This is a genomic window from Kineosporia mesophila (assembly GCF_021129235.1).
GTDB lineage: Bacteria > Actinomycetota > Actinomycetes > Actinomycetales > Kineosporiaceae > Kineosporia > Kineosporia mesophila.
This window is the reverse complement of the sequence record NZ_JAJOMA010000008.1, coordinates 209,240-231,431: the sequence shown is the minus strand read 5'-3', so window position 1 is coordinate 231,431 and position 22,192 is coordinate 209,240. Positions and strand designations below refer to the sequence as shown.

Sequence of the window (22,192 nt, the reverse complement as noted above, 5' to 3'; positions counted from 1 at the left end):
GGCCCAACTCCCTGTATTTACTCGAAGACAGAGTTTAATGTGAGGCACGTGTCCAGCCCGACCCGCACCCCACAGCTTCCCGACTCGACCACCACCGTGCCGGACAGGCCCAACTATGCCGCGCTGACCGTGCTGGCGACGTGCTCGTTCATCTACGTGACCGCCGAGGTGCTCCCGGTCGGCCTGCTGCCCCAGATCAGCGCCGGCCTCGACGTCACCGAGGCCCAGGTGGGCCTGCTGCTGACTTCGTACGCCGCGGTCGCCGCCGTCACCACCATCCCGATGACGGCCCTGACCATGCGCTTCACCCGCAACCGGCTGCTCGCCGGCACCCTCGCCGTGTTCGTGGCGGCCCAGCTGGTCGCGGCGTTCGCCCCGAGCCTCACCATCCTGTCCGTGACCCGGATCTTCTCCGCCGCCGCACACGGGGTGTTCTGGGCCATCGTGGCCCCGATCGCCGCCCGGCTGGCCCCGCCCGGGCAGAGCGGCAAGGCCACCGCCGTGGTCTTCACCGGCTCGTCGCTGGCCATGGTGCTCGGCGCGCCGATCGCCACCGTGGTCGGGCAGGCCACCAGCTGGCGGGTGGCCGTGGCGAGCGTGGGCGGCGTCGGCGCGCTCAGCCTGATCTGCTTCCTGATCGTCGTGCCCCGCCTGCCGGTGCTGCCCCGCGACGCGGCCAAGACCCTGGGCAGCCAGCTCGGCGCCGCGGCCCGGCAGATCCGCTCGCGGGCCACCCTGCCCGGCTGCCTCATCACCCTCACCGCGGTGGTCGGCCAGTTCGCCGCCTACACCTACATCGCCCCGCTGGTGCGCCGCGACGGCGGCCTGGACGGGCGGGGTCTGGCCCTGCTGCTGCTCGGTTTCGGGGTGGCCGGCGTGCTCGGCAACATCATCGCCGGGCGCTTCATCGACCGCCGCCCCGACCTGGTGATGATGACGATCTTCGGCGGCATGGCGGCGTCGATGGCCGTTCTCGTCGGCACCCCGGGCCTGGTGGTCACCGTGATCGCCGTGCTGTTCTGGGGCCTGGCCTCGTCCCCCATGTCGCTGAGCCTGCAGGCCGCGGTGATCCGCCGGGCACCCCGCAGCCAGGACGCCGCCGCCTCGGTGCAGGTGGTGGCGTTCCAGATCGGCATCGGCAGCGGTGCCCTGATCGGCGAGCGCCTCTACGGCCACGGCTATCTGGCTCTGCTGCCCCTGCTCGGCGCGATCATGACCGCGCTCGCCCTGGTGCTGGCGTACCGGGCGAAGGAGACCTTCCCGCGCCACCCGGTTCCCCACGTCGACGCGACCCACCAGCCACCGCCAGCACCGCGTTGATGTGCGACAGGTGGCTCAGCCCCTGCGGCAGGTTGCCGAGGAAGTCACCGGTGGCCGGGTCGATCATCTCGGCGAAGATCCCCACGTCGTTGGACATCTCGTTCAGGTCCTGGAGCAGCACCGCCGCCTCCGCGCCCCGCCCGACCGCGACCAGCGCCGACACCAGCCAGAACGAGCAGGCGACGAAAGCGCCCTCCTCGGCGGGCATCCCGCTGTAGCGGTGAATCAGGGGCCCGTTCCCGAGCTCGTCGCGCAGGGCGTCGATGGTCGTGGACATCCGGTCCCCGGTGTCGAACCCGCACAGCGCGCCCTGAAGCACCGAGGCGTCCAGTTCCGCGCCGCCCGCGTACCAGGTGTAGGCCTGACGCTCGTGCGACCAGCAGTGCCGGGCCACCCAGCCGCCGATCCGCCGCTGTTCGGCCCGCCACCGCTCCACCTCACCCGGGATCTGCCCCAGTTCAGCGAGCACCACCGCGCAGTCCAGCGCCTGCCAGCAGCCGATCTTGGACGAGGTGTAGTGCCGCTCCTCCTCCAGTTCCCAGATCCCGGCGTCGCGCTGCTGCCAGGTGTCGCAGCAGCGGTCGGCCAGCCCGGCCAGCAGCCGGCCGGTGTCCACGTCGAGCACGTGACCGGCCTCGACGTAACGCCGCAGCATCGAGAACAGGTCGCCGTAGATGCCGAGCTGACTCTGCCCGGCCGCCCGGTTGCCGGTGACCACGGGCTGATTACCCCGCCAGCCGGGCACGTCCGCGTAGGTCCGCTCACCGGGCCGGTCGCCGTTCAGCCGGTAGAAGACCTCCAGCCCGCCCCGGCGGATCGTACCCAGCAGCCAGGCGACGGCGGCGTGCACCTCCTCGCGCAGCCCGAGCCGGATCATCACGTCGAGCGTGTAGGCGGCGTCGCGCACCCAGGTGTAGCGGTAGTCCCAGTTCTTGCCCCCGTCCAGGCTTTCCGGCAGCGAGGTGGTGGCCGCGGCCGCGATCGACCCGGTCGGGCTGTGCAGCAGCAGTTTCAGCACCAGGGCGCTGCGCGTCACGTCCGCCGCGTAGGGACCCTGGTAGTCGACCTGACCGGTCCAGTCCCGCCAGCCGGCGATCGACCGGTCGATGCGGGCGTCGATCTCGCCGGGATCGGGCAGGTTGAGCGGCTCGTCGTGGGTGCCCACCAGGGCGAGCAGATGACGAGATCCCGCCCCGGTCTCGAAAGTCCCCTCCAGGTGCTGTTCGCCGGCGACGATCTCGCCGATGTCCCGGCCCCGCAACGCCATCATCACCCGGTCCAGACGCAGCACCGGCCCGTGCGTGGCGTGCTGCACCCAGGGTGAGTAGCCACCCAGACCGGTACCCGCCCGCACCCGCCAGGCCATCGGCACCCGGCCCTCGAGACCTTCGATCCGGCGCGCCAGTTCGGCCCAGGGCAGGCGTCCGGCGGTGCCGCTGTTCAGCGAGTCGGTGACCCGGACCCGCCCGGAGGCCGTGGTGTAGACCGACTCGACCACGTTGGTGCCGGGCAGGTAGCGGCGTTCCATCTCCCAGTCGGCGGTGGGGGCCAGTTCCATCCGCCCACCGTCCTCGGCGTCGAGCAGCGCGGCGAACGGTGGCACCGAGTCCAGGTCGGGCATCGGGAACCAGTCCACCGAGCCGCCCCGGTTCACCAGGGCGACCGTGCGCCCGTCACCGAGGGCGGCGTAGTCGCGTAGGTCGGAGTAGGCGCGCACATCCGTGCGCAGGCCGCGGCTGGGGGTGGAAGGGGACGTCACCACCCCACTTTCGGCCGGGTCAAGGTGTCCGGCGAGTCGGCGGGACCGGTTCGCGCCGGTTTTCCTCCGGTTCCGGGGCATAAATGGTGGACGACCCACCCGGGTCGGGTACGTCGTCCACCATTGGTCTCATGAATCTCTCCGGGCGTTCGTGGACCAGCCCCACCACCCCGCCGGCGCGGCGCCCGCCACCCGGGCGATGCTGAAGTAGGCGGAACTGCGGGCGGACGCGCTGGGCAGCAGGGCGGTGACCAGGCCCGGCTCAGCCGCCCGTCGCGGCACCGTAGATGCTGCGGGCGTTCTCGTTGGTCCGGGTGATGATCTCCGCGCTCTGGCCGGAGAACTCGGTCGTCTCCACGCCGCGCGAGGTGAGGAACAGGCCGATGCACTCCATCGCCCGGCGCACGAAGGCCTGGTAGTAGACCTCCTCGTCGGCGGCCGCGAAGTGATCGCCCAGGTCGTAGTTCGTCACCTGCTCCCGCACGCTCTTCACCGCCCCGAAGTCGACGTCGCGGCGGGCGGCGATCTCGGCGTCCGCCTCGTCGGCGTTGGCCGCCCGCAGCCGGGCCGCCCGCACCTTCTTCATCATCGTCGAGGGGGCGTTCATCAGCAGGGCCGGTGCGTCGATCAGGGCCAGGCGCCCCAGCTCCTGCAGCTCGGCGACCGTGCCGGTCTCCAGCTCGCTCACCTCGTACAGCTCCGAGTGCAGCGGGCGCAGGGCGTAGACCTGGCCCTCGATGAACAGCGTCTCGTTCGCCACCCAGGCCCGCACGAACAGCGTCACCACGACCTGCCCGCCCCAGGCCGACTGCTGGAAACAGGTGTAGGTACGGGCAATCTCGTCGCGCCGGTCGAAGTACGGCCGGAACGCCAGGGGCGACAGCACGGTGACCGGCCGGCGGTAGTTCAGCTCGCCGTCCCGGTCCAGGCCGGGCTCGAGCGGCCCGAACCGGTACAGGTCCACCCCCAGGGAGCCCGCTCCGCCCCGCACGTACAGCCGGTGAGCCCCCGAGGGCCGGGGGGTGATCTTGCCGGGCAGCAGCTCCAGCAGGGCCGCCTGCAGCGCCGCCCCGGTGACCGGCTCGAACTCCGGCTCGGTGCGACGGCTGATGTCGATGGTGATCTGCCAGTTGTCGAGCTTGACCCCGGAGCCGACGAAGGGAGCCGTGTCGGATCGGTAGAGCACGGCGTTGCAGTGGTTCAGGTCGCGCAGGGCCGCCTCGGTGGAGGCCCGGCGCAGTCGCGGGGGCGGGTCGGCGCGGGGGTCGAGGGCCACGTCGATGGCCGAGCGCCGGGCCGCGCGCATCTGGTGATAGACGATCCCGGCCGCCACCACGTAGGCCCAGAACGCCAGGAAGAGCACGGCCAGCACCAGCTGGAACAGGCTGAGCACCCCGGTGAAGGTCAGCAGCAGGCCGAGGACGCCCAGACCGATCAGGTACCAGAGCTCGGTCAGCAGCCAGCGGTCGCGGGCGGTGCGCAGCCCGGTGGCCCGGGCCGCGTGCCGCCCCAGCGCCACCTGGTCCACCTGCCAGTTCGGGCTCAGCGCCCGCCGGGACGGGGTCAGCAGGTTCGCCTCGACCGAGTCGGCGATGTCGTCGTGAAGGTAACAGGCGGCGCACAGCAGCCGGGTCACCAGATCGTCGGGCGGCGCCGACGACTGGCTGGGTGGTGCAAGGTGCCGGGCCGCCCCGGCGCCGGTGGTCTCGTTCACAGTCACCTGTCGCTCCTCGTACGGGGCCGCCGGCACGCGCGCCCCGTCTGCGGGAGTCCATCTCCCCCGCACGGGCCAGTCGGTTCAAATCACCATTAATCACGCATAGCTACCAGTCAATACCCTCACGACGCAGCGCTTCGGCACTTGGTGTACCTTTCTGATTGCACACAGTGATTGAGCAACACGGAGCAATCAGCCGGCCAGGGAAGGCAACGGCGTTCTGTCAGGCCCCCGCCGGCCCGCCCGGCGGCCGGGCCCGTCGCGAATGCCTTCACCCAGGCATCAGCGCGAATTCTGATGCGAGTGCTGGAAAAGCTGATTCCACCCGCCGGGAAATCCTGGTTCCACCGTCGCCGTAATACCTCATTGCCTTTTGTCGGGCGGCACCGGTGAATTCCCCCGGGTAAAGATCAGCCGATTGGCGAACCCGGGCCTCCCCCAGGTGAGCCACAGACCCGGACCGAACGGTTCGCAAGCACCGTAAGTACCGGAAACACAGCGCACAGCAAGATCATTCGCCCTAACCTGAGCATCGGGATCCGACGTCGGCCAATGGGGGTCTTTATCCAGCCGGACCCTTTTCCGCGCCGTGGGGGGCCGAATTTCGATGTCCGTTTCAGAGGCTTCTGGAGCAGGTCTGTCCATCGACCAGCTGTTCGACCGAGAACCACCGACCACGCCATCCGTCCCCCGGTCGGATTCGGATCGTCCCGCCTTTCCCGGCCTGGCCCCGAACCCGGCCGAGGCGACGTTCGAGGAACTACTCCTCCCCTCCGTCCGCCTCGGCCACCGCATCACCCGGCGCCTGGAGCGCCCCCGGGTGCTGATGTCCCGTTACAGCCGGTATGCGCGCTACTGCGACCTGGCCGTCGGGGCACTCGCCGCCGCGCTGGCCGTGCGGGTGCGGTTCAACACCGTGCCGGACGCCTACCTGGTGCTGCCCCTCCTGCTTCCCCTGACCTGGGTCACGCTGGGCTGGCTCTATCGCACCTACGAGCACCGCTACATCGGGGCCGGGCCGGACGAGTACCGCCGCATCGCGCGCGCCGGGCTGATCCTCTTCGCCTGTGTCGCGGCCGCGGCCTACTGCCTGAACGGCAACTTCCCCCGCACCATCGCCCTGATGTCCGTGCCGTTCGCGGTGCTGGGCAGCATGGCCTGCCGATGCGTCCTGCGGATCGGGCTGCGCCAGGCCCGTTCCACCGGCAAGGGCCTGCACCGCACCATCGTGGTGGGCCGCAGCAATGCCGCGATCGCCCTGATCGAGCAGCTGCACCAGACCGAGAGCTCCCTGCACCACGCCATCGTGCCGGTCGGCGTGTGCCTGCCGGCGGGCGAGGTGGTGCTCTCGCACGTGCACGACGTGCCGGTGCTGGGCACCCCGGGCGACGTGCTGCGGGCCGTGCACCTGGCCGACGCCGACGCGGTGGCCGTGGTCTCCCAGCCCGACCTGTCCGGGCACGCGCTGCGCCGGCTGTCCTGGGCCCTGGAGGAACGCGGCGTGGAGCTGCTGGTCTCCCCGGGCATCGTCGAGGTGGCCGGGCCCCGGCTGTCGATCCGGCCGCTGGCCGGGATGTCGCTGCTGCACCTGGAACGACCGGTGCTGAAGGGCACCCGCCGCGCGCTGAAGGTGGCCTTCGACTACAGCGCCACCCTGGTGCTGCTGACGCTGCTCGGCCCGCTGATGCTGACCCTGGCCCTGGTGGTGCGCGTGACCAGCCGGGGCCCGGCGCTGTTCCGTCAGACCCGGGTGGGCACCGACGGCCGCGAGTTCACCGTGTACAAGTTCCGCTCGATGGTGGTGGACGCCGAGGCCCGGCTGTCCACCCTGACCGAGGTGGACGAGGGCAACGGTGTGCTGTTCAAGATCCGTAACGATCCCCGGATCACGCGGATCGGGCGGGTGCTGCGCAAGTACTCGCTCGATGAACTGCCGCAACTGCTGAACGTGTTGCGCGGCAACATGTCCCTGGTCGGTCCGCGGCCCCCGCTGCCCACCGAGGTGGCCGGCTACTCCCCCACCGAGATCCGCCGGCTGCGGGTCCGCCCGGGAATGACCGGCCTCTGGCAGGTCTCCGGCCGGTCGGACCTGACCTGGGAGGAGTCGCTGCGACTCGACCTGCGCTACGTCGACAACTGGTCGCTGGCGCTCGATCTGTCCATTCTGTGGCGCACCGTCCGCGCCGTCACCCAGGGCTCGGGAGCCTACTGACCATGGATTCAACCTCCGAACTGCCGGTCATCCTGCCCCAGGCGCCGGTGCTGCCCGCCCAGCGGACCACCACCTCGCTGGGCTCGAAACACGTTCTGGTGGTGGGTATCAACTACGCCCCCGAACCCACCGGGATCGCCCCGTACACCACCGGCATGGCCGACCACCTGACCACGAGGGCCCGCAGCGTCACCGTGCTCACCGGCATGCCGCACTACCCGAACTGGCAGATCGAGCCGCAGTACCGCTTCCGCCTGCGCACCCGCGAGATCGCCCGGCAGGTCGGTGACGCGTTCGACGGGCTGGCGGGGATCGGCCAGCACGACGGCCTGCTGATCCGGCGCCTGCGGCACTACGTTCCCGCCCGCCAGAGTGCCGCCCGGCGGGCCGGTTACGAGCTCACCTTCCTGATGAACTGCCTGAGCACCCCGATCGAGCAACGACCGGACGTGGTGGTCGCCGTCACGCCCTCGCTCGGCGGGGCGGTGGCCGGCGCCCGGGTGGCCCGCCGCACCGGCGCCCAGCTGATCGTCGTGGTGCAGGACCTGATGGCGAAAGCCGCCACACAGAGCGGAATCTCCGGGGGCGGTGGACGGGTCAGCGCGGCCACCGCGGCGGTCGAGCGGTACGCGCTGCGCCGGGCCGACCTGGTCGCCGTGGTGAGCGACGCCTTCCGCCCGCAGTTGCACGCCTACGGGGTGCCGGACGAGCGCATCCGCCTGCTGCCGAACTGGACCCACATCCACGCCTGCGGCCTGTCCGGCCCGGAGGCCCGTCAGGCCCTCGGCTGGCCGCAGGGGGTGTTCACCGTCGTCCACACCGGGAACATCGGCCTGAAGCAGGATCTCGGCAACCTGGTGGAGGCCGCGCGGATCTGCGCCGAACGCGACGCCGGCGTGCGCTTCGTGATCATCGGTGACGGCAGCCAGCGCGCCGCGATCCGGGCCCAGGCCCGGGGGCTGGGCAACCTGGAGTTCGTCGACCCGCTCGACGGCGTGAAATACCCGCAGTCGCTGGCCGCCGCCGATCTGCTCGTGGTCAACGAACGGCCCGGCGTGGGCGACATGTCGCTGCCCAGCAAGCTCACCTCGTACCTGACCGCGGGGCGCGCGGTGATCGCGGCCGTCGCCCCCGACGGTGCCACCGCGCAGGAACTGCGCCGCACCGACGGCGCCGCCCACCTGATCACCCCCGGCGACCCGGCCGCCCTGGCCGACAGCGTGCTCGCGCTGCGTCGCCGGCCCACCCACTGCGCCGAGATGGGCGTGCTGGGGCGCGCCTACGCGCAGGCCCACCTGGGACGCGAGGCCGCCGCCGCGCGTCTGGACGCGATCGTCGAGGAGTGCGTCGCCGGATGAACGAGACCGACCCGGTTCAGCAGTTGCCGCAGATCCAGACCATCCGGTCGGTGCCCAGCCCAGGGCACCGGCGGGTTCCCGCCCTCGACGTCCTGCTGACGCCGCACGACCGCGCCCTCCGGCCCGGGCGTGACCTGTCCGCCTTCACCGGCGCCGGATACGACAAGGGCCGCTCGAAGCTCTGGCAGGCCGCCTGGTTCGCCACAATGAACCTGGTGTTCTCGAAGTGGTGGCTACCGGCCCGGTTCCGGCCGCCGATCCTGCGGGCGTTCGGCGCCACCGTGGGCGAGCGGGTCCTGATCCGCCACCGGGTGCGAGTGCTGTGGCCGTGGAAGCTGACCATCGGTGACGACTGCTGGATCGGCGAGGGCTCCTGGCTGCTGAACCTGGAGCCGATCACCCTCGCCGACGATGTCTGCATCAGCCAGGAAGCCATGCTCTGCACCGGAAGTCACCGCCACGGCGACCCGGCCTTCGAGTTCGACAACGCGGCCATCCAGGTAGGACGAGGTGCCTGGGTGGCGGCGCGGGCGACGGTTCTGCGCGGCGCGTCGGTGGAACCGGGAGAGGTCGTGCCGGCCCACGCCGTCCGAGGCCGCCGCTCCTGATCATCGGGGAAGTGAGGCACCTCCCGGCCGAGGGCCGGGGGTTTGCCTGCCTGCCTTCCCCGCGAACGGTCGGTCTTTGCCGAATCCCCCTCTCCGGCGGTGAGAGCTGTGTCATGCTCACCGGCGTGACGATCCGGGGGGATTCATGGAAACCATTGTCGTCGGCTACCTCTCCGCACTCGCGGGCGGCCGGGCGGGTCTGCTGGTGGGGCGCCTGGGGCCGGGTCCGGCCCAGGCCGTCGACCACGCCCTGACCGAGCTCTACGACAGCCTGGTCTTCCGCGCCCCGGCCCTGAGGCAGCTGCACGGCGGCAGCCTGCAGTCGCTGTCCGACGCCGAGCACGAGGTGGCGGCGGCCCTGCGCGACCAGCGCCTGAGACGCACGGTGCAGCACCTGCTCGACGAGCTCGAATCCAACGGCGGCGAGGCACTTCTGGGCTACGAGCCGATGGCCGGGCTGCGGGGTGTGCGAGCCGACCGGCACGGTGTCGCGGTCGGCGGCACCGTGCCCTACCCCGACGGGATGACCGTGCTGCACGCCCTGCGCGAGGCGAGGGGTCTGCTGCGGCTGACGATCATCACCGGGGTGGTGCTGGCCGTGAGCGGGCTGATCTCGTTCGCCCTGCACGTGACCCTGCACCCGGACGGCGACCCGGGCATCGGCCTGACGCTGAGCTGGGGGTGTTTCTTCCTCGGCCTGATCCTGACCGGGGTGGGCACGATCGTGCACACCGGCCGGCGTTAGACCGGCATCAGCGGGAGTCGCACCGCCGGGGGCAACGGGGCACGGCCCCCCGCCCGGAACGCCTCGACGGCCAGGGCCGCGAACCGCCGCGAGGCTGCCACCGAGGCCGCGGGGGAACCGGCCCGGATGCCGCCGTTGGCCATGATCACCATCACCAGGTCTTCCACCACGAAGTCGGGCCGCAGGTCGCCGCTCTCCCTGGCCCGGGCCGCCAGACCGGCGATCAGGGCCAGCACCTCGCCGCGGTTCTTGCTGAAGTCCAGCGCCTTCGGGTAGGCGGACATGAACGCCGCGGTGAAACCCCGGTCGCGGGCGTGTAACTCGAACACCTTCTCGATCACCGTGCAGAATCCGCGCCACGGGTCGGGATCGGCCACGGCCTCCTCCACGACGTCCCGGCAGGCGCCCATCTGCTCCTCGAACGCCTGGGTGACCAGCGCCTCCTTCGTCGGGAAGCGGCGGTAGAGCGTGGCCGGGCCGACCTGCGCCCGCCGGGCGACCTCCCGCATCGACACGTCCAGGCCCTCGGTGGCGAACACCTCGCGGGCGACCTCGAGAATCTTGTCGCGGTTGTCCTGGGCATCACTGCGCAGGTGAGTCACTTCGGCGGGCACACTCTCACTTTAGCCAAACGGACGCGGGCGTCCACTTACAGTCGGCCGGCATGAGAGCACTTCAGTTCAGCGAGTACGGGCCCGCGAGCGTGCTGCACGTGGCCGAGATTCCGGCTCCGCACGCCGGGCCGGGCCAGATCCGGATCGCGGTGCGCGCCAGCGGCCTGACCCCGGCCGACACCTATTTCCGCTCCGGCCGGTTCCGCGAGTGGATGCCCATCGACCTGCCGCTGACCCTCGGCATGGACGGCGCCGGGGTGGTGGACGAGATCGGCGAGAGGGTCACCGGGGTCGAGCCGGGTGACGAGGTCTTCGGCACGGTCGAGCCGGCGAAGAGGGGCGGGGCGAGCGCGGAGTTCGCCGTGCTCGCCGCCTGGGCCCCGAAACCGGCGGCCCTGAGCTGGGAGGAGGCCGGCGGACTGGCGGCCAACGCCGAGACCGCCGAGCGTGTGCTCACCCGGCTGGGGGTGAAGGCCGGCACGACCCTGCTGATCGAGGGGGCGGCCGGTGGGGTCGGCACCGTGGCCACCCAGTTCGCGGTGGCCCGGGGCGCCCGGGTGATCGGTACGGCGAGCCCGGCCAACCACGACGTCCTGCGCGGGATCGGGGCCGAACCCACCACCTACGGGCCGGGCCTTCCCGGCCGGGTGAAGGCCCTGGCCCCGGACGGGGTCGACGCCGTGCTGCACTGCGCCGGGCCGGGCCTTCCCGACCTGGTCGCCGTCGCCGGCTCTCCCGACCGGGTGGTGAGCATCGCCGACCTGAACGCCGCCGACCACGGTGTGCACCTGTCCCACTCGGCCGGGCCGGGCGCCGACCCGCAGGCCGTCGGGGGCCTGGCCACGGCCGCTGCCCTGGCCGCCCAGGGACGACTGAAAAGGCACGTCGCCGAGGTGTTCCCGCTGGAGCAAGGTGCCGCGGCGCACACCCTGAGCGAGACCGGTCACGCCCGCGGGAAGATCATTCTGAAGCCGTAGCGGGAGGTTTCGTCGCCGGTGCCACCAGCACGGCCACCACCATCGCGACCACGACGGCCAGCAGCGCGGTGAGCACCGAGAACACGTCACCCAGCAGGCCCACCAGGGGCGGCCCGCCGAGGAAGGCGCAGTACCCGATCGAGGCGACGACGCTCACCCGGGAAGCGGCCCGGGTGGGCTCGTCCGCGGCGGCACTCATGCCCACCGGGAAGCCCAGCGCCGTGCCGAGACCCCAGAAGACCGTGCCCACGAACGCCAGCGGCACGGTGGGCGCGTAGACGAAGAGCAGCAGCCCGGCCGCGGCGGTCACGGCCATGATCTGCAGCAGCCCGGCGCGACCGTACCGGTCCAGGAGGTGCGGGCCGAACCAGCGCCCGGCCGTCATCGCGACGAGCACCACGGCGAAGCCGAGCGTGCCGACGGTGTCGGACGTGCCGTGCCCGTCGATCAGGGCCACGCTGGCCCAGTCGTTGGACGTGCCCTCGGCGAACGCGAACGTCAGCACGAACAGGCCGATCAGCAGGGTGCGCGGCTCGGTCCAGGCCAGCAACGGGGAGGCCTTCACGGACGCCGGTGCCCCCGGTTCCCTCTCCGGCTCGGGTTCGGTGTCGGGCACGAAGGAACGGACCGCGACCGGCACGGAGGCCGCGACGAGGGCCGCGACCACCAGCAGGTGCAGCGGCACCGGCACGCCGAGCCACACCATCAGGGCGCTGAGCAGGGCCCCCGCCACGGTGCCGAGGCTGAACCCGGCGTGGAAGCGCGGCATGATCGCCCGGCCCAGACGGCGTTCCACCACGGCGCCCTGCACATTCATCGCGACGTCCCAGCCGCCCTGGGCGAAGCCGAACGACACCAGGCCCAGCACCACGACCGGCACCCCGGCCTCGTACCCGAGGGCGACCACGGCCAGGGCGGCACCGTCCAGGACCGCGAGAGTGGCCACGGTGCGCCGGGATCCGAACCGGGTGACGATCGCGCCGGCCATCGGCAGGGCGACCAGCGAGCCGATCGCGATCGACAGCAGCACCAGCCCGAGCTGCCCGGCGCTCAGCCCGAGCTGCTCCTTGAACTGCGGGATACGCGACGCCCAGCTCGCGAAGATGAACCCGGTGGCGATGAACGCCGCATAGGTGGCCCGGATCCCCCGATGCGTCTCGTCGCGGGTGGTGTCGCTCACGGCGTCGTGCCTCTCGGAAGGTGTCCTCGGGCGAGCGGTGAACTCGCTCGCCGACCCTATCCGCCCGCTCCCTGGTCCCTCGTCGGAGAACGGCGTACCGTCGGTTCACCGGTGATCACCGACGGCAGGAGCGACTCGTGAAGAAGCTCATCAACGCCCCCGCGGACGTGGTCGTCGAGTCGCTGCGGGGTCTGGCCGCCGCCCATCCGGGGTTACGGGTCGACCTGGAGCACCGGATCATCTACCGGGCGGACGCGCCGGTGCCCGGCAAGGTCGCGCTGGTCTCCGGCGGTGGTTCCGGGCACGAGCCGCTGCACGGCGGTTTCGTCGGGCGGGGCATGCTCGACGCGGCGATCGCCGGTGAGGTGTTCACCTCGCCCGTACCCGGTCAGGTGGTCGAGGCGACCAGGAACGTGGACTCCGGCGCCGGAGTCGTGCACATCGTGAAGAACTACACCGGCGACGTGCTGAACTTCGAGATGGCGGCCGAGATCGCCCTGGAGGAGACCGGTATCGAGGTGGTCGCGGTGATCACCGACGACGACGTCGCGGTGCAGGACTCGCTGTACACCGCGGGCCGTCGCGGCGTCGGGGTGACCGTGCTGGCCGAGAAGCTCGCCGGGGCCGCCGCCGAGGCCGGGCGCCCGCTCCAGCAGGTCGCCGACGTGGTGCGCCGCGTCAACGCGAACGGCCGCAGCATGGGCGTGGCCCTGACCTCGGGCACGGTCCCCGCCGCCGGCCGGCCGACGTTCGACCTGCCGGAGGGCGAGATGGAGATCGGGGTCGGCATCCACGGCGAGCCCGGCCGCCGCCGGGTGCCCCTGGCCCCGGCCCGCCAGGTCGCCGGCCTGCTGCTCGACCCGATCCTCGACGACCTCGACTTCACCGGGGGCGACGGCGTCATCGCCTTCGTCAACGGCCTGGGTGCCACCCCGCTGATCGAGCTGTACCTGATGTACGGCGAGGTCGCGGCCCGGCTGGAGAAAGCCGGGGTGCGGGTGGTGCGCTCGCTGGTCGGGCCCTACCTCACCAGCCTGGACACGGCCGGCTGTTCGGTGACCCTGCTCAAGGTGGACGATGATCTGGTTCGGCTATGGGATGCCCCGGTCAACACGCCGGGACTGCGCTGGGGAGTCTGATTGAGCGAGATCGTCGATGTCACCACACTGAGGTCCTGGCTGATCCGGTTCGCCGGGGACGTGGAGGAGCACGCCGCGCAGCTGACCGAGCTGGACTCGGCCATCGGTGACGCCGACCACGGGTCCAACCTGACGCGGGGCCTGAAGGCGATGGTGTCGGTGCTGGCCGACGGCACCACGCCGCCCAGCATCGGGCCCATGCTCAAACAGTCCGGGATGGCGCTGGTCAGCTCGGTCGGTGGGGCCAGCGGCCCGCTGTACGGCACGTTCTTCCTGCGAATGGCCACCTCCGCCGGGGAGTGCGACGCGCTCGGCCCGGACTCGCTGGCCGCCGCGTTCCGCGCCGGGCTGGAGGGGGTGCTGGCCCGGGGCCAGGCCGTGGCCGGCGACAAGACCATGCTCGACGCGCTGATCCCGGCCGTGGAGACGCTGGAGGCGGCGCTGAATGAGGGCCGGCCGTTCGGTGAGGCCCTCAAGGCCAGCGCCGACGCGGCCGAGGCCGGGCGCGACGCGACCACGCCGATGCTCGCCCGCAAGGGGCGCGCCAGTTACCTGGGCGAGCGCAGCGTGGGGCACCAGGACCCGGGCGCGACCAGCACGGCCCTGCTCTTCCGGGCCGCCGCGAACACGATGATCGACGGTGAGGACAACCAGTAGCGCTCATGAACTCCACGGTCGGCATCGTCGTCGTCTCGCACAGCCGTCCGCTGGCGCGGGCCGCAGTGGCACTGGCCGGGCAGATGACGCCCGGCGCCCCGGTGCGGGTGGCCGTGGCCGCCGGGCTGGACGAGGAGACGCTGGGCACCGACGCCGTCGCGATCTCCGAAGCCGTCACCTCGGTCGACGGTCCGGCGGGTGTGCTCGTGCTCATGGATCTGGGCAGCGCGGTGCTCTCGGCCGAGCTGGCCCGGGAACTCCTCGACGAGGGGACGCGGCGGCGCGTGCTGCTCTGCCCGGCGCCCCTGGTCGAGGGTCTGGTGGCGGCGGTGGTCACGGCGGCCGGTGGGGCCGGGCTCGGCGAGGTGGCCGCAGAGGCTCGCAACGGCCTGGCGGGCAAGGAGTCCCAGCTGTCCGGCGCCCCGGGGCGGCCGGAAACACCGGCGATCAGTGAGGTCCCGGCCGCGCTGGCCCGGTTCGTCGTCACCCCGGCCCACGGCCTGCACGCCCGCCCGGCCGCGCGCCTGGTGACCCGGTTGCGCGGGATCGAGGCCCAGGTCGAGATCCGCAACGCCACCACCGGATCGGCCTGGGTACCGGCCCTGAGCCTGACCCGGCTCACCACGCTCGGGGTGCTGGCCGGGCACGAGATCCAGGCACGGGCCACCGGGGCCGGGGCCCAGATCGCCCTGGAGCGCATCGGATCGCTGGCGGCCGGCAATTTCGGCGAGCCCACCGGGCCGGCGGTCGATCCCGCCGGCCGCCAGGAGCCCTCGGCCCACGCGTCGGCCGCCTCCCCGGGTATCGCGATCGGCCCCGTCCACCGGGCCACCCCCGCACCCCGGCTCGACGACCCGGGGCTGGTGGACGTCCTCACCAGGACACCCGAACTCGAGCAGCGCGCCCTGGCGACCGCCCTGGAGGCCGTAAGGCACCAGATCACCGGTCTGAAAGGCCTTCTCACCCGCGACGAGGCGGAGATCTTCGAGACCCATCTGGCCCTGCTCGACGATCCGGCCCTGCTCGACCAGACCCGGGCCCGGATCGGCGACGGCCGGCCGGCGGCCCCCGCCTGGGCCGCGACGGCCCGCGAAACCGCAGACCGGTTCGACGATCTCACCGACGCGTACCTGGCCGCCCGGGCCGCCGACGTGCGCGCGGTGGGCGAACAGGTGCTGGCCCACCTGCTTCCCCCGGTTGAGGAAACGTTCTCCGGGCCGGGCATTCTGCTGGTCGAAGACCTCACTCCGGCCCAGGCCGCCACCCTGGACGGCAACATCACCCACGGCGTGGTGATGGCGGCCGGCAGCCCCAGCGGACACGCGGCGATCCTGATCCGGGCCCGTGGCATCCCGGCCGTGGCCGGGGTGGGGGCCTTCGTCCACCAGCTGCCCGAGGGTACGGTCGTCGCCCTGGACGGCACGACCGGCGAGCTGGTGATCGACCCCGGCGCCGACACCCGGCAGGACTTCCTCGACCGGGCCGAAACTACCCGCCGCAACGGCGAAGTGACCTTGAGGCAGGCCCATTCCCCGGCCGTCACCCGCGACGGCGTCCGCATCACCGTGGGGGCCAACGCCTCCACCCCGGCGGAGGCCACCGCGGCCCGGGCCCGGGGCGCCGACCTGATCTCTCTGGTGCGCACCGAGTTCCTGTTCCTGAGCCGCGACACCCCGCCCGACGTCGACGAGCAGGAGGCGGCCTATCTCGATCTGGCCGACGCGTTCGGCGGCGAGCGCATCACCCTGCGCACACTGGACGTGGGGGGCGACAAGCCGCTGGGCTACCTGCCGATGCCGGTGGAGGCCAACCCGTTCCTCGGTGTGCGGGGGCTGCGGCTGGGGTTGCGGCGCCCGGCGATCCTGACCGACCAGCTGCGGGCGATTGTGCGGGTGGCCCGGCAGACGCCGGTGAGCGTGATGTTCCCGATGGTCAGCACCCTGGGCGAACTGCGAGCGGCCAGAGAGCTTTTGGACGAGGTGGTCGGGCCCCGGGCGCCGGTGGGACTTCGGGTGGGGATCATGGTGGAGGTGCCGGCCGCGGCTCTCAAGGCGGCGGTGCTGGCTCCGTACGCCGACTTCCTCAGCATCGGCACGAACGACCTCACCCAGTACACGCTGGCCGCCGAGCGCGGCAACGACGATGTCGCGGCCCTGGGTGACCCGTTCGACCCGGCCGTGCTGCAGCTGATCCGCGCCACCTGTGACGGCGCCGCCGGGCGGGCCGAGGTGGCGGTGTGCGGGGAGTTCGCCGCCGACGTGCGGGCCGTTCCCCTTCTTGTCGGTCTGGGGGTGAGGGAGCTGAGCGTGACCCCACGTTCGGTGCCCGACATCAAGCAGGCGATCAGGGCGACGGGTCTGGGTGACTCCCGCGAACTGGCCGCGCGGGCGCGGGAACAGCCCTGTGCGGACACAGTTCGCGAGGTGCTGCGCAGCAGGCCCTCGTCCGGTTCGAACCAGAAGTAGTTGCCTCGACACACCGGGTGAACGAGCGGCAAACAGTTGCGGACGCCTCGCCCGAACCCCTGGAACGGAACCCGATTCGGGGTGAACTCTGGCCATTGTGACGACAGCAACGGTGATACTCGTCCTGGTCGTCGTCGTGGCTCTGGCCTTCGACTTCACCAACGGATTCCATGACACGGCCAACGCCATGGCCACGTCCATCGCGACCGGCGCCCTGACCCCCAAGGTCGCGGTGGCGCTGGCCGGCGCTCTCAATCTCGTCGGCGCCTTCCTGTCCGTGGAGGTGGCTCTGACGGTGACCAACGCCGTCGTCAAGATCCAGGACTCCGACGGTGCCCCCAAGCCCGACCTCCTCAGCGGCGGCGGGTCCGACCTCCTGATCATCGTGCTGGCCGGCCTGATCGGCGGCATCGCCTGGAACCTGCTGACCTGGCTGCTCGGACTGCCCTCCAGTTCGTCGCACGCCCTGTTCGGCGGACTGATCGGTGCCACCCTGGCCGGCCTCGGCACCAGCGGCGTGAACTGGAACGGCGACGGCTCGAAGGTGGACGGGGTGATCGGCAAGGTCATCCTGCCCGCGCTGGCCTCGCCGGTCATCGCCGGCCTGGTGGCGGCCGTCGGCACCTGGCTGATCTACCGGATCACCGCCGGGGTGGCGCAGCGCTTCACCGAGACCGGCTTCCGCTGGGGCCAGATCGGCTCCGCCTCACTCGTCTCGCTGGCCCACGGCACCAACGACGCCCAGAAGACGATGGGGGTCATCACCCTGGCCCTGATCGCTTCCGGGCACTGGACCGACACCGAGAACATCCCGTTCTGGGTGAAGGCCTGCTGCGCCCTGGCGATCGCCTCGGGCACCTACCTGGGCGGCTGGCGGATCATCCGCACGCTCGGCAAGGGCCTGGTCGAGATCGCCTCGCCGCAGGGCATGGCCGCCGAGGGCGCCTCCGGCGCGGTCATCCTGATCTCCAGCCACCTCGGCTTCGCCCTGTCCACGACCCACGTGGCCACCGGCTCGATCCTCGGCTCCGGCATCGGCAAGCCGGGTGCCACGGTGCGCTGGCGGGTAGCGGTGCGGATGGTCGCCGCCTGGGTCATCACGCTCCCCGCGGCCGGCCTGGTCGGGGCCCTGACCTGGTACGTCGCCGACCTGCTGGGTGGCGGCCTGCTCGGCGCCGTGGTGATCACAGCTCTTCTGACCGCGGCCGCGGTCGCGATGTGGCGGCACTCGCGCAAGGAGCCCGTGCACCCGGGCAACGTCAACGACGAGTGGGAGGCCCCCGCCGCCCACCAGACCACGGCAGCCTGATTCGACCTGATTCGAAGAGGAGGAGGCACGACATGCACACGCTCTCGCTGGTGTGGGAAGACCTCTGGAAGATCACCGTGGCCAGCCTGATTCTCGGGGCCGGGCTGCCCGCGCTGTTCGCGGTGGGCATCCGCTCGCTGGCCTACGGCACGGGCGGTGACGCCGAGGAGCACGGGGCCGGCATCGCCCCCGCACCACACCCGATCGGCCGGGCCCTGGCCGGGCTCTGCTTCGCGATCGTCCTGCTGGTGGTCGGCCTCGGCATCGTCCTGATCGTGGCCTCCGGCTTCGGCCAGGAACTCAGCTTCGACAGCATCTACCCGACGATCCAGGACAAGTGATTTCCGGTGCCCGATGAGATCTCCATCGTCAACCGCGTCGTCTCCTGGCTGCGTGCCGGGTATCCCGGTGGCGTGCCGCAGCAGGACTACGTGGTGCTGCTCGGCCTGCTGCGCCGCAAGCTCACCGAGGCCGAGGTGCACCAGATCGCCGCCGACCTGTCCATGCAGGCCGAGCTCGGCGTCGAGATCACCAGCGAAGACGTCGAGCGCCTGATCGGCGACGCCACCCTCGACACCGCCTCCGCGCAGGACATCGCCCGGGTCTCCGGCCGGCTGGCGGCCGGGGGCTGGCCCCTGGCCGACTTCGAGGACTGACTGCCCGTTCTGGCACGCCCTGCCTCCAGGTCGATCCGGTCGACCCGGCCGGCCGACCAGAAGGCAGGGCGTTCGCCTCTTGTCAACGGTCACCGAGCGAAGTGACCGATGGCAAACAGGCCATCATCCCGTGACCTTCGGTGAACGACGGGCAAACTCTGCCCTACCGTTTGCGGACTTCTCTGGAACAGAGCTGCGTTCGGGCGCGACGCTGCTGCCGTGACAACCGCAACGGTGCTTCTCGTCCTGGTTGTCGTGGTCGCCCTGGCCTTCGACTTCACCAACGGCTTCCACGACACGGCCAATGCGATGGCAACCTCCATCGCAACCGGCGCCCTGACCCCACGGGTCGCCGTCGTCCTGTGCGGCGTGCTGAATCTCGTCGGAGCCTTCCTGTCCGTCGAGGTGGCACTGACAGTCACCAACGCGGTGGTGAAGATCCAGACCTCGGACGGTCTGCCGCGACCCGAGCTGCTGACCGGCGGGGGCAGTGACCTGCTCCTGATCGTGCTCGCCGGCCTGATCGGCGGCATCACCTGGAACCTGCTGACCTGGCTGCTCGGACTGCCCTCCAGCTCGTCCCACGCCCTGTTCGGCGGCCTCATCGGCGCCACCCTGGCCGGCCTCGGCACCAGCGGCGTGAACTGGAACGGCGACGGCTCCAAGATCGACGGGGTGATCGGCAAGGTCGTCCTGCCCGCCCTGATGTCGCCCTTCATCGCCGGCCTGGTGGCCGCGCTCGGCACCTGGCTGGTCTACCGGATCACCGCCGGGGTGGCCGCCCGCTTCACCGAGAAGGGATTCCGCTGGGGCCAGATCGGCTCCGCCTCACTCGTCTCGCTGGCCCACGGCACCAATGACGCGCAGAAGACGATGGGCGTCATCACGCTGGGCCTGATCGCCTCCGGTCACTGGACCGACACCGAGAACATCCCGTTCTGGGTCAAGGCGAGCTGCGCGATCGCCATCGCCGCCGGCACCTCGCTGGGCGGCTGGCGGATCATCCGCACGCTCGGCAAGGGCCTGGTCGAGATCACCCCGCCCCAGGGCCTGGCCGCCGAGGGCGCCTCCGGTGCGGTCATCCTGATCTCCAGCCACCTCGGGCTACCGCTGTCCACCACCCACGTCGCGACCGGCTCGATCCTCGGTTCGGGGGTGGGCCGCCCCGGTGCGGTGGTGCGCTGGCCGGTGGCGGTGCGGATGGTCGCCGCCTGGCTCATCACGCTTCCCGCGGCCGGCCTGGTCGGGGCCCTGACCTGGTACGTCGCCGACCTGCTGGGCGGCGGCCTGCTCGGCGCCCTGGTGATCACCGGATTCCTGGTGGCGGTCTCGACGGCGATGTTCCTGCACTCGCGCAAGGCGCCGGTGCACCCGGGCAACGTCAACGCGGAGTGGGACGGCGCGAACCCGGACGACCCGGCGCTGCCGGCCGTGCAGGCCCTGCAGACCGAGCAGCACCTTCCCGCCTGATCCCTTCTGCACCCGTCAAGGAACCTCGACATGCACACGCTCTACCTCGAGTGGCAAGCCATCTGGAAGATCCTCGTGGTCGGCCTGATCCTCGGGGGCGGCCTGCCCGCCCTGTTCGCCCTCGGCATCCGGGCCATGGCCTACGGCACCGGCGGCGACGCCGAGGACCACCCGGCCGGGGTCCTTCCCGCACCGCACCCGGTGGGCCGGGCGCTGGCCTACCTGATCTTCGCGCTGGTCCTGCTGGCGGTCGCCCTCGGCATCCTGGTGATCGTGGCCTCCGGCTTCGGCAAGGAGGTCAGCTTCGCCGACGTCTACCCGACGTTGCAGGACAAGTGACGCACCGGACCCTACGGCCGGTAGGGAGGTGCCACGCACCAGCCCCGACGGGGCACCGGCGCCTCCCCCACGACCTCGGCCCCGGCTGAGAATTGCTGTAGGCCAGACGCGTTCCCCACTACACGTACCCGACGAAGGCCGCCCGGAACTCCGGTCGGCGGGCGGCCCGGCGTCGTCAGCGGCCCGGCGTCGTCAGCGGCCCGGCGTCGTCAGCGGCCCGGCTCATCGGTGTGGCGAAGCGGAAGCGCTGCTCCGGCGTGATGCCGAGGTCGATGTGGTGCCACCGCATCAAGGGATGTCCCCGAGCTCCGCGGTGTACCGCGCCGGTCCCCCGCCCGCCCAGTCGTAGAGCGTGGGCTCACCGGTACTCGCGCCGCCGGGCCGCGATGCCCACCCAGCCCAGTACCGCCGCCAGCAGGCCGACCACCAGCGTGATCCAGCCGACCCGGCGCAGGTTCGCCCCGGCCGACTCCCAGGCGTCGTCCGCCGTCTGCACCTGGCGGGCGAGCAGCGCCCCGCTGTAGGCGTCGAAGGCCTCGAACGCCCCCACGGCGCCACCCGGCGCCGGGTTGGAGGCGGACCGCCGCACGAACGCCTCGTCCCCCGCGACGGCCCGGGCCAGCAGACGCTCGTGCACCCCGCCGTAGTAGCTGAGCTTGCCCGTCACGTTCGCCACGTCGTCCCGCACGGCCTGCGGCTCCCCGTCCGCCGCGGTCCGCAGCCGGGCCAGGGCGTCCTGGTACGACGCCGACCAGGCCTTCTCGTCGTCCACCGTGCTGCCGTCGAGGGCGGCCCGGGCCTCCGACGAGCGGGCGTCGAACGCCGAGAACCGGGCCTCCACCACGGCGTCGGCGATCCGCAGGGCGTGGTCCTGCACCTCGTCCACCCGGTGCCGGCTCGCCCCGACCACCGCAACCCCGGCCCCGGTCGCCACGATCAGCACCGCGACCCCGGCGAGCAGCCCGAGGTTGAGCAGGCGGCGGGTGCGGCGGGTCAGCCACAGGTGCACACCGATGATCACGAGCACCGCCAGGATGCCGGCCAGGACGGCGACGACCGGTGCGGTGTCGGCCGCCGACCCGTCGTCGGCCAGCCGGTCCCGGCCGGCCTCCTGCACCTGCGCCAGCCGGGGCAGCACCTGCGTGTGCAGGACCTGCGAGGCCGCGGCCAGCGCGGTGGCCGCCTCGTCCGGCTGCCCGTCCTGCGCCCGGGTCCGGGCCGCGGCCACCTGCATGGCGTACGTGATCAGGTACTTGTTCGCCGTCGCCAGCGTGGCCGCGTCCTCGTCGGTGCGCGCCGCGGCGACCAGCCCGAGGAACGCCGGCTGGGCGTCGTACCCGAACAGGCGGTAGCTGAACCGTTCCGGATCGGCACCGGTCAGCAGGTCGTTGCCCGCGTCGGTGTCGGCGATCACCAGGGCGGTGCGCGCGGTCTGGATCCGGACCTGCTGCGCCGTCTCCGCCCGGGCGTCCTCCAGGGCCCCGGCCCGGCGGGCCAGACCCTCCCGGCCGAACACCCCGGCCAGCAACCCCGCCGACAGCACGAGCACCCCGGCCGCCAGCAGGAGGTCCGGGGTCGGGAGCCGCAGCCGGCGCAACTGCCGCATCCGGATGGTGCCGCTCAGCCGCTGGTGCATATCCGCCGTCCCGGCCCGTTCCGCATCACAG

20 protein-coding genes are annotated in these 22,192 nt (G+C 72.0%); 14 read left to right on the top strand and 6 right to left on the bottom strand.

Annotated features, from left to right (window positions below):
* Positions 1-48: 48 nt before the first annotated feature.
* Positions 49-1,320 (top strand): MFS transporter, encoded by a 1,272-nt coding sequence (locus tag LR393_RS13890; RefSeq protein WP_231484306.1) that lies wholly within the window; start codon positions 49-51, stop codon positions 1,318-1,320.
* Here LR393_RS13890 and LR393_RS13885 read toward each other — a convergent pair.
* The 3 genes from LR393_RS13885 to LR393_RS13875 all read right to left on the bottom strand — a co-directional run bounded on the left by LR393_RS13885 (position 1,211) and on the right by LR393_RS13875 (position 4,799).
* The gene (locus LR393_RS13885) at positions 1,211-3,079 is read right to left on the bottom strand and encodes a glycoside hydrolase family 15 protein (protein ID WP_231484305.1); all 1,869 of its coding nucleotides are present in this window, start codon (positions 3,077-3,079) and stop codon (positions 1,211-1,213) included. The genes LR393_RS13890 and LR393_RS13885 overlap by 110 nt on opposite strands.
* Before the next feature lie 129 nt (positions 3,080-3,208).
* Positions 3,209-3,361, bottom strand: coding sequence for a hypothetical protein (locus tag LR393_RS13880; protein WP_231484304.1), 153 nt, complete (start codon positions 3,359-3,361; stop codon positions 3,209-3,211).
* Entirely contained in the window at positions 3,342-4,799 is a 1,458-nt protein-coding gene (locus LR393_RS13875) for a hypothetical protein (protein ID WP_231484303.1), read from the bottom strand. The genes LR393_RS13880 and LR393_RS13875 overlap by 20 nt, the downstream gene beginning before the upstream one ends.
* 604 nt (positions 4,800-5,403) lie before the next feature.
* Here LR393_RS13875 and LR393_RS13870 point away from each other — a divergent pair.
* The 4 genes from LR393_RS13870 to LR393_RS13855 all read left to right on the top strand — a co-directional run bounded on the left by LR393_RS13870 (position 5,404) and on the right by LR393_RS13855 (position 9,719).
* Positions 5,404-7,008, top strand: a complete 1,605-nt coding sequence (locus tag LR393_RS13870; protein WP_231484302.1) for a sugar transferase — start codon at positions 5,404-5,406, stop codon at positions 7,006-7,008.
* Positions 7,009-7,010: 2 nt separating this feature from the next.
* Complete coding sequence (locus LR393_RS13865) at positions 7,011-8,366, top strand: glycosyltransferase (RefSeq protein ID WP_231484301.1); 1,356 nt, start codon at positions 7,011-7,013, stop codon at positions 8,364-8,366.
* Positions 8,363-8,974, top strand: coding sequence for an LbetaH domain-containing protein (locus LR393_RS13860; RefSeq protein WP_231484298.1), 612 nt, complete (start codon positions 8,363-8,365; stop codon positions 8,972-8,974). The genes LR393_RS13865 and LR393_RS13860 overlap by 4 nt, the downstream gene beginning before the upstream one ends.
* Before the next feature lie 145 nt (positions 8,975-9,119).
* A complete protein-coding gene (locus LR393_RS13855; protein ID WP_231484297.1) occupies positions 9,120-9,719 on the top strand; it encodes a hypothetical protein in 600 nt (199 codons plus the stop codon).
* Here the strand turns inward: LR393_RS13855 and LR393_RS13850 are convergent.
* Complete coding sequence (locus tag LR393_RS13850; protein WP_231484296.1) at positions 9,716-10,333, bottom strand: TetR/AcrR family transcriptional regulator; 618 nt, start codon at positions 10,331-10,333, stop codon at positions 9,716-9,718. The two genes, LR393_RS13855 and LR393_RS13850, sit on opposite strands and share 4 nt — an antisense overlap.
* A 50-nt stretch (positions 10,334-10,383) precedes the next feature.
* Between LR393_RS13850 and LR393_RS13845 the strand changes: the two genes are divergently transcribed.
* The gene (locus LR393_RS13845; RefSeq protein ID WP_231484295.1) at positions 10,384-11,310 is read left to right on the top strand and encodes an NADP-dependent oxidoreductase; all 927 of its coding nucleotides are present in this window, start codon (positions 10,384-10,386) and stop codon (positions 11,308-11,310) included.
* Here LR393_RS13845 and LR393_RS13840 read toward each other — a convergent pair.
* Positions 11,294-12,490 (bottom strand): MFS transporter, encoded by a 1,197-nt coding sequence (locus LR393_RS13840; RefSeq protein WP_231484294.1) that lies wholly within the window; start codon positions 12,488-12,490, stop codon positions 11,294-11,296. The genes LR393_RS13845 and LR393_RS13840 overlap by 17 nt on opposite strands.
* 137 nt (positions 12,491-12,627) lie before the next feature.
* On the opposite strand from LR393_RS13840, the gene dhaK reads away from it, so the two are divergent.
* The 8 genes from dhaK to LR393_RS13800 all read left to right on the top strand — a co-directional run bounded on the left by dhaK (position 12,628) and on the right by LR393_RS13800 (position 20,525).
* A complete protein-coding gene (gene dhaK / locus LR393_RS13835; protein WP_231484292.1) occupies positions 12,628-13,629 on the top strand; it encodes a dihydroxyacetone kinase subunit DhaK in 1,002 nt (333 codons plus the stop codon).
* Positions 13,630-14,286, top strand: coding sequence for a dihydroxyacetone kinase subunit DhaL (gene dhaL, locus LR393_RS13830; protein ID WP_231484291.1), 657 nt, complete (start codon positions 13,630-13,632; stop codon positions 14,284-14,286). It begins immediately after the preceding gene.
* A gap of 5 nt (positions 14,287-14,291) precedes the next feature.
* The gene (gene ptsP / locus LR393_RS13825; RefSeq protein WP_231484290.1) at positions 14,292-16,751 is read left to right on the top strand and encodes a phosphoenolpyruvate--protein phosphotransferase; all 2,460 of its coding nucleotides are present in this window, start codon (positions 14,292-14,294) and stop codon (positions 16,749-16,751) included.
* 97 nt (positions 16,752-16,848) lie between these two features.
* Positions 16,849-18,060, top strand: a complete 1,212-nt coding sequence (locus LR393_RS13820) for an inorganic phosphate transporter (RefSeq protein WP_231484289.1) — start codon at positions 16,849-16,851, stop codon at positions 18,058-18,060.
* A 32-nt stretch (positions 18,061-18,092) separates the two neighbouring features.
* The gene (locus tag LR393_RS13815; protein WP_231484288.1) at positions 18,093-18,401 is read left to right on the top strand and encodes a hypothetical protein; all 309 of its coding nucleotides are present in this window, start codon (positions 18,093-18,095) and stop codon (positions 18,399-18,401) included.
* A gap of 6 nt (positions 18,402-18,407) precedes the next feature.
* Positions 18,408-18,716 carry a DUF3349 domain-containing protein gene (locus LR393_RS13810; RefSeq protein WP_231484287.1) on the top strand — a complete coding sequence of 103 codons (309 nt, stop codon included), beginning with the start codon at positions 18,408-18,410 and terminating at the stop codon, positions 18,714-18,716.
* A gap of 219 nt (positions 18,717-18,935) precedes the next feature.
* Positions 18,936-20,186 (top strand): inorganic phosphate transporter, encoded by a 1,251-nt coding sequence (locus tag LR393_RS13805; RefSeq protein ID WP_231484286.1) that lies wholly within the window; start codon positions 18,936-18,938, stop codon positions 20,184-20,186.
* A 30-nt stretch (positions 20,187-20,216) separates the two neighbouring features.
* Entirely contained in the window at positions 20,217-20,525 is a 309-nt protein-coding gene (locus LR393_RS13800; protein ID WP_231484285.1) for a hypothetical protein, read from the top strand.
* Between the two features lie 358 nt (positions 20,526-20,883).
* Here the strand turns inward: LR393_RS13800 and LR393_RS13795 are convergent, their stop codons facing one another.
* A complete protein-coding gene (locus tag LR393_RS13795) occupies positions 20,884-22,161 on the bottom strand; it encodes a hypothetical protein (protein ID WP_231484284.1) in 1,278 nt (425 codons plus the stop codon).
* Positions 22,162-22,192 lie beyond the last annotated feature (31 nt).

Excerpts from the sequence above, each read along its gene's own strand:
- ptsP (WP_231484290.1), top strand. The coding sequence starts at position 14,292 with ATGAACTCCACGGTCGGCATCGTCGTCGTCTCGCACAGCCGTCCGCTG.
- LR393_RS13815 (WP_231484288.1), top strand. The coding sequence starts at position 18,093 with ATGCACACGCTCTCGCTGGTGTGGGAAGACCTCTGGAAGATCACCGTG.
- LR393_RS13865 (WP_231484301.1), top strand. The coding sequence starts at position 7,011 with ATGGATTCAACCTCCGAACTGCCGGTCATCCTGCCCCAGGCGCCGGTG.
- LR393_RS13870 (WP_231484302.1), top strand. The coding sequence starts at position 5,404 with ATGTCCGTTTCAGAGGCTTCTGGAGCAGGTCTGTCCATCGACCAGCTG.
- LR393_RS13860 (WP_231484298.1), top strand. The coding sequence starts at position 8,363 with ATGAACGAGACCGACCCGGTTCAGCAGTTGCCGCAGATCCAGACCATC.
- LR393_RS13800 (WP_231484285.1), top strand. The coding sequence starts at position 20,217 with ATGCACACGCTCTACCTCGAGTGGCAAGCCATCTGGAAGATCCTCGTG.
- LR393_RS13795 (WP_231484284.1), bottom strand. The coding sequence starts at position 22,161 with ATGCACCAGCGGCTGAGCGGCACCATCCGGATGCGGCAGTTGCGCCGG.
- LR393_RS13845 (WP_231484295.1), top strand. The coding sequence starts at position 10,384 with ATGAGAGCACTTCAGTTCAGCGAGTACGGGCCCGCGAGCGTGCTGCAC.
- LR393_RS13855 (WP_231484297.1), top strand. The coding sequence starts at position 9,120 with ATGGAAACCATTGTCGTCGGCTACCTCTCCGCACTCGCGGGCGGCCGG.